This is a genomic window from Halomonas campaniensis (assembly GCF_014193375.1).
Lineage (GTDB): Bacteria > Pseudomonadota > Gammaproteobacteria > Pseudomonadales > Halomonadaceae > Halomonas > Halomonas campaniensis.
In genome coordinates this window covers 1-12,760 of record NZ_JACHZF010000042.1, presented here as the reverse complement: position 1 = coordinate 12,760, position 12,760 = coordinate 1, and the positions used below count along the sequence as shown (strand labels likewise).

Sequence of the window (12,760 nt, the reverse complement as noted above, 5' to 3'; positions counted from 1 at the left end):
TCGGAGTACCGACGTCGCGTCTTCTTGGTCATGAACACCTCCAATGCCTCCAGTATGAGGCTTACCGGGGTGTCCGCTCCAATTAGACCAGTTCATTCCGGCCCCCCCGAGGTAGAGACGCGGGCGCTTCTGATATGCTATAAAGTGATTAGATAAATATTCTTTATTTCAAATTGGCCTCGCCAGCGCCCATCGTGGCTACCGCCTGCCAGAGTGTCCAGGGAGCCGAATCCACCATGAAACTGCAGCAGCTGCGCTATATCTGGGAAGTCACCCGCCACAACCTCAACGTGTCGGCCACCGCCCAGAGCCTCTTCACCTCACAGCCCGGCATCTCCAAGCAGATTCGGCTGCTCGAGGACGAGCTCGGTGTCGAGATCTTTGCCCGCAGCGGCAAGCACCTTACCCGCGTGACGCCCGCCGGCAAGGCCATCGTCGAACTGGCCGGCCAGGTGCTCAGGTTGACCGACAACATCAAGGAGGTGGCCCAGGAGTTCAGCGACGAACGTCGCGGCAGCCTGTCCATTGCCACCACCCATACGCAGGCACGCTATGCCCTGCCGCCGGTGATCAGCGACTTCACTCGCAAGTATCCCGATGTCGCGCTGCACATGCAGCAGGGCACGCCCAAGCAGATCGCCCAGATGGTCAGCGACGGCCAGGCCGACTTCGCCATCGCCACCGAGTCGCTGGAACTCTTCAACGACCTGGTGCTGCTGCCCTGCTACCGCTGGAACCGCTGCATCCTGGTGCCCCAGGGGCACCCCCTGGCGGAGGAGGGCGAGCTCACCCTGGAAGCGCTCGCTCGCTATCCGCTGGTGACCTACGTCTTCGGCTTCACCGGCCGTTCGCAGCTCGACGACGCCTTCCGTGCCCGGGGGCTCACGCCCAACGTGGTGCTGACCGCCGCCGATGCCGACGTGATCAAGACCTACGTGCGCCTGGGCATGGGAGTGGGCATCGTCGCCCACATGGCGGTGGATCCCCAGCACGACAGCGACCTGGTAGCGCTGGACGCAGGGCACCTGTTCGAGAGTTCCACCACCAAGATCGGCATCCGCCGGGGCACCTTCATGCGCGGCTACATGTACGATTTCCTCAAGGGATTTGCCGACCACCTCGACCGCGACCTGGTCGATGCCGCCCTGGCCGCCGGGCCCCGCCACGAGCAGGGGCTGTTCAACGAGATTGCCTTGCCGGTGCGCTGAGTGTATTCGTGGCCGCACACGACAAGGGCGCCCCGCGGGGCGCCCTTGTCGTGTCATGGAGGTCAGCGTGTCGCCAGGTTGGCGGCGTGCAGGCCACACTCCTTGCCGGCCTGGTCCTCCCACCACCAGCGCCCCTCGCGCTCGTGCTGGCCCGGCAGGGTGGGGCGGGTGCAGGGTTCGCAGCCGAGGCTCACGAAACCGCGCTCGTGAAGGGGGTTGTAGGGCACGTCGAACATCCGGATATGGGTCCAGACCTCCTCGCTCGACCAGTGGGTGAGCGGGTTGATCTTGAAGAGCGGCGACGCCTCGCTGCCGAAGGCGGTGTCCCGCTCGGCGATCTGCAGGGAGGAGCGGGTGCCCGGGCTCTGGTCGCGGCGCTGGCCGGTGACCCACATCGGCAGGCCGGCCAGCCGCTCACGCAGGGGCCCGACCTTGCGGATGCCGCAGCACTCCTGGTGGCCATCACGGTAGAAGCTGAAGAGCCCCTTCTTCCGGACCAGGGCCTCGACGGCCTCGCGGTCGGGGAAGCGCACGTCGATCTCGATGTGGTAGTGCTCGCGGATCCGCTCGATGAAGGCATAGGTCTCGGGATGCAGGCGTCCGGTATCCAGGGCGAAGACGTGGACCGCGTCCTTCGGCGCGACCTTGAGCGCCAGGTCGACCAGCACCACGTCTTCGGCGCCGGAGAAGGAGAGGGTCAGCTCGCCGAAGGCCTGGTAGGCGGCCCGCAGGATCTCCTTGGGCGTGGCCTGGTCGTGTTCGAGGACGAAACGGTTGGGGTCGAAGGTCGTCATGGCGCCTCCCGTGCTGTGGAGCGCACTACCCTAGCAAAGGCGGTGCCCCTCGCCCCAATATCGATTGGTTGGGTTCTTATTATTCCCTGAAGGAATGGTTGTCGTGATTCTTATAGCTCTTGATCCTCCTCCCCTAAAGGCGGATCGGCGAGGGGCGCGCCCAGGGCGGCCATCAGGTGGCGGATCTTGTCCAGGGTCTCCCGATACTCCGCCTCGCCGCGAGAGTCGGCCACCACGCCGCCGCCCCCCCACAGGTGCAGCCGCTCCCGGTCTGCCACGGCGGTCCGGATGGCGATCGAGGTATCCATCCGGCCACGCACATCCACATAGCCCAGGCTCCCGCAGTAGACGCTGCGTCGGCTGGGCTCCAGGGCGTCGATGATCTGCATGGCCCGCACCTTGGGTGCCCCGGTGATGGACCCTCCGGGAAACGAGGCCGCCAGCAGGTCCAGGGGGCGCCGGTCGGCGTCCAGCTCGCCGGTGATCACGCTGACCAGGTGATGGACGTTGGCATAGCTCTCCAGGCCGCACAGCTGCGGCACGCGGACGCTGCCGACCCGGCAGACCCGTCCCAGGTCGTTGCGCAGCAGATCGACGATCATCACGTTCTCGGCCCGGTCCTTGAGGCTCGCCTCCAGCTCGGCGGCCAGTTGGCGATCCTCGTCGCGGGTGGCCCCGCGTGGGCGGGTGCCCTTGATCGGTCGGGCCTCCACCCGGCCCTCCCGGCAGCTCAGGAAGCGTTCGGGGGAGACCGAGAGGATCGCCTGTTCGCCGCGTTCCGCGGGCCAGGCCATGTAGCCGGCAAAGGGGGTCGGCGTCGCCTCGCGCAGGCGGAGGTAGGCGGCCCAGAGGTCGCCCCGGTAGGGGGCGCTGAAGCGCTGAGCGAGGTTGATCTGGTAGCAGTCGCCGGCGCGGATGTAGCGCTGCACCGCATCGAAGCGCTCGAGATAGGCGGCGCGGCTCAGTTCCGCGGCAAAGGGCGCGCGGAGCCGAAAGCCGCCCGGTGGCGTACCGGCCGCGTCGAGCCACGCCAGGACCTGGCGGCGCCGCGCCGATGTGGCGACCAGCCAGGACGCCCGTTCATGGTGGTCCTGGATCAGGGCCCAGTCATACAGGCCGACCCGGCTGGTCGGCAGGGCGACACGGGAGGCGGCTCGCCGCCCGACCGGCTCCAGCTCGCGGCCCAGGTCATAGCTCCAGAAGCCGATCAGCCCGCCGAGGAAGGGCAGGTCGCTGTCGGGGACCGACAGGTCCAGCCCGTCGAGCAGCCGTTGCTGGGCGGCGAAGGGGGTCTCCCCGCCGGGAGACGAGCCCCCCGGGTCGTGACTCTCCAGCGTGCTCAAGGGATCGCTTGAGAGGATGTCGTAGCGGCCGCCCGGCGCGACCGGGCGGCCGCTGTCGAGCAGCACCGCGCCGGGGCGGTAACGCAGCCTGGCGAAGTAGCCGAGCGGGTCCGCCCGATATGGCAGGGGAGTGATCTCGAGTCGTGGTGTCATCAAAGCGCCTTCCCTGAACAGGCGCATCATTCTAGGGCGCCGGGTCGCGTTTGTCCCTGCCGGTCGCGGGAGGGCCTTCTCGACGGTCTCCCGGCATTGTCGACATCTGCGACATTTGACGTCCGGTTGTCTACAACCAAAGGTTAAGCGGATCCGGCATGACGGCCTGTTGACCCGGTGGCGGCCAGTGACTAAAGTGCCTTCATCGTTTGATTGTCGACAATTGCCATGAACTCAGCCGCATCCGAAACAGCATCGCCCGAGGTTCGCACCCTCGCCGAGCGAGTCTTCCAGCAGCTTCAGGACGCCATTGTCCGCGGCGAGCTGGCGCCGGGCAGCAAGATCACCGAGCCGGGGCTGTCACGGGCCTACGGGATCTCCCGCGGACCACTGCGCGAGGCGATGCGTCGCCTCGAGGCCCATCGCCTGATCGAGCGGGTGCCCCACGTGGGGGCGCGCGTCGTGAAGCTTTCCATGAAGGAGCTGCTCGAGCTGTTCGATGTCCGCGAGGCGCTGGAGAGCATGGCCGCCCGCCTGGCCGCCGAGCACATGACCGCCCAGGAGATCGCCGGGCTGCGCGAGGTGCTGGCGATGCACGAGCGCCAGGCCGACCTGAAGAAGGGTGAGGCCTACTACCAGCGCGAGGGCGACCTGGACTTCCACTATCGCATCGTCCAGGGAAGCCACAACCGCATGCTGGTGACCCTGCTCTGCGACGACCTCTACTACCTGGTGCGGCTCTATCGCACCCAGTTCAGTGCCAGCGGCTCGCGCCCCCAGCGGGCCTTCGTCGAGCACCATCGGATCGTCGATGCCATCGAGGCCGGCGACGCCGAGCTGGCCGAACTGCTGATGCGACGACACGTCAGTGCCTCGCGGACCAATGTGGCCGACCGCTACGCCGCCACTCTCAAGCAGGAAGCCGAGGCGACCATCTGAGGCCGACCCGGACAACATGAGGAGATCCAGCATGACCCAGCAGACCCCCGGTGCGCGTTTCCGTGCCGCCCTCGAGGCCAACCGCCCGCTGCCCATCGTCGGCACCATCAATGCCTACACCGCCATGATGGCCGAGCGCGTGGGCCACCAGGCCATCTATCTCTCCGGCGGCGGTGTGGCCAACGCCTCCTTCGGCCTGCCGGACCTCGGCATGACCACCATGAACGACGTGGTCGAGGACGCCCACCGCATCTGCGGCGCCACCGACGTGCCGCTGCTGGTGGATATCGACACCGGCTGGGGTGGCGCCTTCAACATCGCTCGCACCGTCAAGGAGATGCAGCGTGCCGGCGTCGCCGCCGTGCACCTCGAGGACCAGGTCGCCCAGAAGCGCTGTGGCCACCGTCCCAACAAGGCCATCGTCTCCCAGCAGGAGATGGTCGATCGCGTCAAGGCCGCCGCCGATGCGCGCATCGACCCGGACTTCTACCTGATCGCCCGCACCGATGCCTTCCAGAAGGACGGGCTGGATGCCGCCATCGAGCGCGCCCAGGCCTGCATCGACGCCGGCGCAGACGCCATCTTCGCCGAGGCGGTGCACACCCTGGACGACTACAAGGCGTTCTGCGAGCGCGTCGACGCGCCGATCCTGGCCAACATCACCGAGTTCGGCGCCACGCCGCTGTTCTCCCAGCAGGAGCTGGGCGAGGTGGGCTGCCGCATGGTGCTCTACCCGCTGTCGGCCTTCCGCGCCATGAACGCCGCGGCCCTCAAGGTCTACCAGAGCATCCATGCGAGCGGCCACCAGCGCGACGTGGTCGATCTCATGCAGACCCGCGACGAGCTCTACGACTTCCTGAACTACCACAGCTTCGAGCAGAAGCTTGATGCCCTGTTTGCCGAGAAGGGCAGCGACGCCTGAGGCGCGCCCTGCGACAGAAACACATCGAGAGGAGAGAGACCATGGCAGAGAAAGCCATCGGCGGCGCCGGCCTGCGCGGCCAGAGCGCCGGCACCACCGCCCTGTGCACCGTCGGCAAGACCGGTTCCGGCCTGACCTATCGCGGCTTCGACATCAAGGAGCTGGCCGAGAAGGCGAAGTTCGAGGAGGTCGCCTACCTGCTGCTCAAGGGCAAGCTGCCCAACCGGGCCGAGCTCGACGCCTACATCACCAAGCTCAAGGGCCTGCGCGGCCTGCCCCAGGCCCTCAGGACCGTGCTGGAGCAGATCCCCGCCGACGCCCACCCCATGGACGTGATGCGCACCGGCGCCTCCATGCTGGGTAACCTGGAGACCGAGCAGAGCTTCGACGAGCAGCAGGACGCCTCCGACCGCCTGCTGGCCGTGCTGCCCTCCATCATCTGCTACTGGTACCGCTTCAGCCATGACGGCGTGCGCATCGAGACCGAGACCGACGACGAGTCCGTCGGCGGCCACTTCCTGCACCTGCTGCGCGGCGAGCCGGCTTCCGAGCTGCACGCCCGGGTGATGAACGTCTCGCTGATCCTCTATGCCGAGCACGAGTTCAACGCTTCGACCTTCACCGCGCGCGTCTGTGCCTCGACCCTCTCCGACATGCACTCCTGCGTGACCGGTGCCATCGGCTCCCTGCGCGGCCCGCTGCACGGCGGCGCCAACGAGGCGGCCATGGACATGATCGAGGACTGGAAGTCCGCCGACGAGGCCGAGCGCGAGATCATGGCCATGCTCGAGCGCAAGGACAAGATCATGGGCTTCGGCCACGCGATCTATCGCGAGTCCGACCCGCGCAACGCCATCATCAAGGAGTGGTCGAAGAAACTGGCCGAGGACGTGGGCGACAGCGTGCTCTACCCGGTCTCGGAGCGCGTCGAGGCGGTGATGTGGCGCGAGAAGAAGCTGTTCTGCAACGCCGACTTCTTCCACGCCAGCGCCTACCACTTCATGGATATCCCCACCAAGCTGTTCACGCCGATCTTCGTCTGCTCGCGCGTCACCGGCTGGTGTGCCCATGTCTTCGAGCAGCGCGCCAACAACCGCATCATCCGCCCCAGCGCCGACTACGTGGGCCCGGAGAAGAGCGAGTGGGTGCCCATCGAGCAGCGCGACTGATCGATTGCCGCCCCCGGACGACCCTTCTCGGGTCGTCCGGCCTTCTTCCCCTTCGCCCCGACGCCTGCAAGAGATCCCTCACGCCATGAATACCGAATACCGCAAACCGCTTCCCGGCACCGAGCTGGACTACTTCGACGTGCGTGCGGCCGTCGAGGCGATCCAGCCCGGTGCCTATGACACCCTTCCCTACACCTCCCGGGTGCTCGCCGAGCAGCTGGTGCGTCGCTGCGAGCCGGAGCTGCTCACCGATGCCCTCAAGCAGCTGGTCGAGCGCCGCCGCGACCTGGATTTCCCCTGGTACCCGGCCCGGGTGGTATGCCACGACATCCTCGGCCAGACGGCGCTGGTCGACCTGGCCGGCCTGCGCGACGCCATCGCCGAGCAGGGCGGTGACCCCGCCAAGGTCAACCCGGTGGTGCCGACCCAATTGATCGTCGACCACTCCCTGGCGGTCGAGCACGCCGGCTTCGACCCGGATGCCTTCGACAAGAACCGCGCCATCGAGGATCGTCGCAACGAGGATCGCTTCCACTTCATCGAGTGGACCAAGACCGCCTTCGAGAACGTCGATGTCATTCCCGCCGGCAACGGCATCATGCACCAGATCAACCTGGAGAAGATGTCGCCGGTGGTCCAGGCCCGCGACGGCGTGGCCTATCCCGACACCTGCGTGGGCACCGACAGCCATACCCCGCACATCGACTGCCTGGGCGTCATCGCCATCGGCGTCGGCGGCCTCGAGGCCGAGACCGTGATGCTGGGGCGCCCCTCCATGATGCGCCTGCCCGACATCGTTGGCGTGGAGCTGACCGGCAAGCCCAAGCCCGGCATCACCGCCACCGATATCGTGCTGGCGATCACCGAGTTCCTGCGCCGCGAGCGCGTGGTGGGGGCGTATCTCGAGTTCTACGGCGAGGGGGCCAAGAGCCTTACCATCGGTGACCGCGCCACCATCTCCAACATGACGCCGGAGTACGGCGCCACCGCGGCGATGTTCTACATCGATGAGCAGACCATCGACTACCTGACGCTGACCGGCCGCGAGCCGGAGCAGGTCGAGCTGGTGGAGACCTACGCCAGGCAGACCGGCCTGTGGGCCGACAGCCTGACCAACGCTCAGTACGAGCGGGTGTTGACCTTCGACCTCTCCAGCGTCGAGCGCAACCTGGCCGGCCCCTCCAACCCCCATCGCCGCCTGCCCACCAGCGCCCTGCATGAGCGCGGCATCGCCGTGGACTACTACAAGGCCCAGGCGGAGGAGAAGGCGGGTCATATGCCCGATGGCGCGGTGATCATCGCCGCCATCACCAGCTGCACCAACACCTCCAACCCGCGCAACGTGGTAGGGGCCGGCCTGCTGGCCAAGAAGGCCAATGAACTCGGTCTGATTCGCAAGCCCTGGGTGAAGTCGTCGTTTGCCCCGGGTTCCAAGGTCGCGCGGCTGTATCTCGAGGAGTCGGGCCTGCTGCCGGAGCTGGAGAAGCTCGGCTTCGGGATCGTGGCCTACGCCTGTACCACCTGCAACGGCATGTCCGGGGCGCTCGATCCGAAGATCCAGCAGGAGATCATCGACCGCGATCTCTATGCCACCGCCGTGCTCTCCGGCAACCGCAACTTCGACGGGCGCATCCACCCCTACGCCAAGCAGGCCTTCCTGGCCTCGCCGGCGCTGGTGGTGGCCTATGCCATCGCCGGTACCGTGCGCTTCGACATCGAGAAGGACGTGCTGGGCACCGACAAGGATGGCAATCCGGTGACCTTGAAGGACCTCTGGCCCTCCGACGAGGAGATCGACGCCATCGTCGGCGAGTTCGTCAAGCCGGAGCAGTTCAAGCAGGTCTACATCCCGATGTTCGACCTGGACGCCTTCGAGAAGGCCGAGAGCCCGCTCTACGACTGGCGCCCGCAGAGCACCTACATTCGCCGTCCGCCCTACTGGGAGGGCACCATGGCCGCGGCGCGGGAGCTCAAGGGCATGCGGCCCCTGGCGATCCTGCCGGACAACATCACCACCGACCACCTGTCGCCGTCGAATGCCATCATGATGGACAGCGCGGCGGGCGAGTACCTGCACAAGATGGGCCTGCCGGAGGAGGACTTCAATTCCTACGCCACCCACCGCGGCGACCACCTCACCGCCCAGCGGGCGACCCTGGCCAACCCCAAGCTCTTCAACGAGATGGTGCGGGACGAGAAGGGCGAGGTGGTGCAGGGGTCGCTGGCGCGGGTCGAGCCGGAAGGCAAGGTGATGCGCATGTGGGAGGCCATCGAGACCTACATGAACCGCAGGCAGCCGCTGATCATCATCGCCGGTGCCGACTACGGCCAGGGCTCGTCCCGGGACTGGGCGGCCAAGGGTGTGGCCCTGGCCGGCGTGGAGACGATCGTGGCGGAAGGCTTCGAGCGCATCCACCGCACCAACCTGATCGGCATGGGCGTGATGCCGCTGCAGTTCCAGGAGGGCACCACCCGCCACACCCTGCAGCTCGACGGCACCGAGACCTATGACGTGGAGGGCGAGGCGGCCCCGGGCGCCACCCTGGAGCTGGTCATCCACCGCAAGACCGGTGAGGTCGACCGGGTGCCGGTGACCTGCCGCCTGGATACCGCGGAGGAGGTGACGGTCTACTCCGCCGGCGGCGTGCTGCAGCGTTTCGCCAAGGACTTCCTGGAGTCCTCGGCCGACGCGGTCAGCTGAGCCGGGCGGCGGGGTCAAGGCCTCGCCGTCATGTACGCAGCTCGAAGCTTCTCCGGCGACAGGCCCCGGAGCGCCGGACCGACGAGGGGGCGCTGTGAACCCTTCCCTGGGCGCTACCGACGCCGTCCCTGGCGCAGGACCCCCTCTCTGGCCTGTCCCCGGCGCTTCTTGCTTCAGGCAGCTTCACCATTTTTTGCCGCCGCGCCTTCGGGTGCGGCAGCGTTCCCTCCGGAGCTTCTTTCATGGCACATGTTCCCCAGATTCGCATTCCCGCCACCTACATGCGCGGCGGCACCAGCAAGGGCGTCTTCTTCCGGCTCGTCGACCTGCCCGAGGCGGCCCAGGTGCCCGGCGAGGCCCGCGACCGCCTGCTGATGCGGGTGATCGGCAGCCCCGACCCCTACCAGAAGCAGATCGACGGCATGGGTGGGGCCACCTCCAGCACCAGCAAGACGGTGATCCTCTCCAGGAGCAAGAGTCCCGATCACGACGTGGACTATCTCTTCGGCCAGGTCGCCATCGACAAGGCCTTCGTCGACTGGAGCGGCAACTGCGGCAACCTCTCCGCTGCCGTGGGGCCCTTTGCGGTGGCCAACGGCCTGGTGGACCCGGCGCGCATCCCCGACAACGGCGTGGTGGAGGTGCGCATCTGGCAGGTCAATATCGGCAAGACCATCGTCTGCCAGGTGCCGATCACCGATGGGCAGGTACAGGAGACCGGCGACTTCGAGCTGGACGGCGTGACCTTCCCGGCGGCCGAGGTGCCGGTGGCCTTCAAGGACCCCGCCGACGGCGAGGGGGCAATCTTCCCCACCGGCAACCTGGTCGATGACCTCGAGGTGCCGGCTGATGTGGTGGAGGGGGGCACCCTCAAGGCGACGCTGATCAACGCCGGCATTCCTACCGTCTTCGTCAACGCCGCCGAACTCGGCTACACCGGCACCGAGCTGCAGGAGGCGATCAACGGCGACGCCGAGGCGCTGGCGCGCTTCGAGACCATTCGCGCCCACGGGGCGGTGAAGATGGGCCTGATCAAGGACGTGGCCGAGGCGGCCTCCCGTCAGCACACCCCCAAGGTGGCCTTCGTGGCGCCTCCGGCCAGCTACACCTCTTCCAGCGGCAAGGAGGTGAAGCCCGAGTCCATCGACCTGCTGGTGCGGGCGCTCTCCATGGGCAAGCTGCACCATGCCATGATGGGCACCGCAGCGGTGGCGATCGCCTCCGCCGCTGCCATCGAGGGCACCCTGGTCAACCTGGCCGCCGGCGGTGGCAAGCGCAATGCCGTCACCTTCGGCCACCCCTCCGGCTCGCTGCGCGTCGGCGCCGAAGCGAGCCTGACGGAGGGGCGCTGGGTGATCGACGAGGCGGTAATGAGCCGCAGCGCCCGGGTGCTGATGGAAGGCTTCGTGCGGATACCCGGCGACAGCTTCTGAGCCTGCTCTCGCCTGGGGGCGAGGCCGCGTAAACAGAGGCGCCCCTGGCCAGATGGCCAGGGGCGCCTCTCTTCATGCCTCAGGCACTCTTCTATAGTGGGGGTAGCCACTCTGGATACGGAAGGAGGAGAGGATGAGCACCGTGGAAGCCAATGTGCGGCCGGCCTACGACGACGAGCTGCAGAAGATCGCCGACTATGTGCTGAACACCCGCATCGAGAGTGCCGAGGCCTGGAACACCGCCCGACTCTGCCTGATGGATACCCTGGGCTGCGGCCTGCTGGCGCTGCGCTTCCCGGAGTGCACCAAGCATCTGGGGCCCCTGGTGGAAGGGACCGTGGTGCCCCATGGCGCCCGGGTACCGGGAACCTCCTTCCGCCTGGACCCGGTGAAGGCGGCCTGGGACATCGGCTGTATCGTGCGCTGGCTCGACTACAACGACACCTGGCTGGCGGCGGAGTGGGGCCACCCCTCGGACAACCTGGGGGCGATCCTGGCCGTGGCCGACCACCTCTCCCAGAAGCGCCTGGCCATGGGCGAGGCGCCGCTGGTCATGCGCGACGTGCTCGAGGCGATGATCCTGGCCCACGAGATCCAGGGGGTGCTGGCGCTGGAGAACAGCTTCAACCGGGTCGGGCTCGACCATGTGGTGCTGGTCAAGGTCGCATCCACCGCGGTGACGGCCAGGATGCTCGGCGGCGACCGCGAGCAGCTCCTCTCTGCGCTCTCCCACGCCTGGGTCGACGGGCAGAGTCTGCGTACCTATCGCCACGCGCCCAACGCCGGGTCGCGCAAGAGCTGGGCGGCGGGTGACGCCACCTCCCGAGCGGTGCGTCTGGCCGATATCGCCCTGCGCGGCGAGATGGGCGTGCCCGGGGCCCTCACGGCACCCCAGTGGGGCTTCTACGACGTGCTGTTCAGCCACGCCAATCGTGATCTGTCCGTCAAGCCCGAGCCGGAGCGCAGGTTCCGCTTTCAGCGTGAGTTCGGCAGCTACGTGATGGAGAACATCCTGTTCAAGCTCGCCTTCCCGGCGGAGTTCCATGCCCAGACCGCCTGCGAAGCGGCCGTTACACTGCACCCCGATGTGGCGAGGCGTCTCGACGAGGTCGAACGTATCGTCATCACCACCCACGAGTCGGCGATCCGGATCATCTCCAAGGAGGGAGACCTGGCCAACCCGGCAGATCGCGACCACTGCCTGCAGTACATGGTGGCCGTACCGCTGATTTTCGGAGAGCTGACCGCTGAGCACTACGAGGACGACTTCCATGCGGCCCATCCCGAGATCGATGCGCTGCGGGCCAGGATGGAGGTCGTCGAGGAGCCTGGCTATACCCGGGACTACCTCGACCCCGAGAAGCGCTCCATCGCCAATGCCATCCAGGTGTTCTTCACCGATGGCAGCGCGACCGAGCAGGTGGCGGTGGAGTACCCGATCGGTCACCGCCGCCGCCGACAGGAGGGAGTCCCGGTCCTGGAGGAGAAGTACCGGCGTCACCTGGCCACCCGGTTCCCTCCCGGGCGCTGCGAGAGGATTCTCGAACTGTGTCGTGACCAGGCGCGGCTGGAAGAGACGCCGGTCAATCGGTTCATGGACCTCTTCGTGATCTGACTCTCCCGGGACCTGCTGCCGGGCACCGCGGGCGAGGGGCCCCGGGCCAATCGCTCCGGCCTGGCATGTCCGGACCGTGGCTGCCGACAGAAAGTTGTCCCGGGTCATGGCAGAGTGGCTGAAGCTGGGCTACATTTTTCTGGCGGAAGGGGTTGCACCCCTCGGGGGAAAACCGTAAAGTACGCATCCGCTGCCGGCGACGGGCAACGTTGCAGGCGGTGAAAGGTGGGAGAAGTGGTTGTTCTGCTTGGGGTTTTCGAAAACGCCTCGCTTGACAGTCACCGCGGATTCGGTAGAATGCGCCCCACACGAATCGCAGCCACCTCGACGGGGTGGGGCGGTCGGCAGCCACGGCAAGTTCGCTTCGCCGACCCCTGCTTGACACGCCGAAGCGAATCGGTAGAATACGCCTTCCTCGCAGGGCGCTGGCGAGGCCCGCCGGATCATGGATCCGCGGCCACGACAGCAAGCGAGACGCTCCGC

The 12,760-nt window shown here is 67.2% G+C and carries 9 protein-coding genes; 7 read left to right on the top strand and 2 right to left on the bottom strand.

What is annotated here, in order from left to right:
• Window positions 1-236: 236 nt before the first annotated feature.
• Window positions 237-1,208 carry an HTH-type transcriptional regulator CysB gene (cysB, locus tag BDK63_RS17595; RefSeq protein WP_183334354.1) on the top strand — a complete coding sequence of 324 codons (972 nt, stop codon included), beginning with the start codon at window positions 237-239 and terminating at the stop codon, window positions 1,206-1,208.
• A 62-nt stretch (window positions 1,209-1,270) separates the two neighbouring features.
• On the opposite strand, the gene BDK63_RS17590 is transcribed toward cysB, so the two are convergent.
• Complete coding sequence (locus BDK63_RS17590; RefSeq protein WP_183334353.1) at window positions 1,271-2,002, bottom strand: phosphoadenylyl-sulfate reductase; 732 nt, start codon at window positions 2,000-2,002, stop codon at window positions 1,271-1,273.
• 110 nt (window positions 2,003-2,112) lie between these two features.
• On the bottom strand, window positions 2,113-3,498 hold the full coding sequence (gene pabB / locus BDK63_RS17585; RefSeq protein ID WP_183334352.1) for an aminodeoxychorismate synthase component I: 1,386 nt from the start codon (window positions 3,496-3,498) through the stop codon (window positions 2,113-2,115).
• 228 nt (window positions 3,499-3,726) lie between these two features.
• On the opposite strand from pabB, the gene BDK63_RS17580 reads away from it, so the two are divergent.
• The 6 genes from BDK63_RS17580 to prpD all read left to right on the top strand — a co-directional run bounded on the left by BDK63_RS17580 (window position 3,727) and on the right by prpD (window position 12,277).
• Window positions 3,727-4,437: a GntR family transcriptional regulator gene (locus BDK63_RS17580; RefSeq protein WP_183334351.1), complete on the top strand. Its 711-nt coding sequence runs from the start codon at window positions 3,727-3,729 to the stop codon at window positions 4,435-4,437.
• 31 nt (window positions 4,438-4,468) lie between these two features.
• Window positions 4,469-5,359 (top strand): methylisocitrate lyase, encoded by an 891-nt coding sequence (gene prpB, locus BDK63_RS17575; protein ID WP_183334350.1) that lies wholly within the window; start codon window positions 4,469-4,471, stop codon window positions 5,357-5,359.
• 41 nt (window positions 5,360-5,400) lie between these two features.
• Entirely contained in the window at window positions 5,401-6,528 is a 1,128-nt protein-coding gene (prpC, locus tag BDK63_RS17570; protein ID WP_183334349.1) for a bifunctional 2-methylcitrate synthase/citrate synthase, read from the top strand.
• Window positions 6,529-6,613: 85 nt separating this feature from the next.
• On the top strand, window positions 6,614-9,229 hold the full coding sequence (acnD, locus tag BDK63_RS17565; protein ID WP_183334348.1) for a Fe/S-dependent 2-methylisocitrate dehydratase AcnD: 2,616 nt from the start codon (window positions 6,614-6,616) through the stop codon (window positions 9,227-9,229).
• A 242-nt stretch (window positions 9,230-9,471) separates the two neighbouring features.
• Window positions 9,472-10,662 carry a 2-methylaconitate cis-trans isomerase PrpF gene (gene prpF, locus BDK63_RS17560; protein ID WP_183334347.1) on the top strand — a complete coding sequence of 397 codons (1,191 nt, stop codon included), beginning with the start codon at window positions 9,472-9,474 and terminating at the stop codon, window positions 10,660-10,662.
• Between the two features lie 133 nt (window positions 10,663-10,795).
• Window positions 10,796-12,277 carry a 2-methylcitrate dehydratase gene (prpD, locus tag BDK63_RS17555; protein WP_183334346.1) on the top strand — a complete coding sequence of 494 codons (1,482 nt, stop codon included), beginning with the start codon at window positions 10,796-10,798 and terminating at the stop codon, window positions 12,275-12,277.
• Window positions 12,278-12,760: the final 483 nt, after the last annotated feature.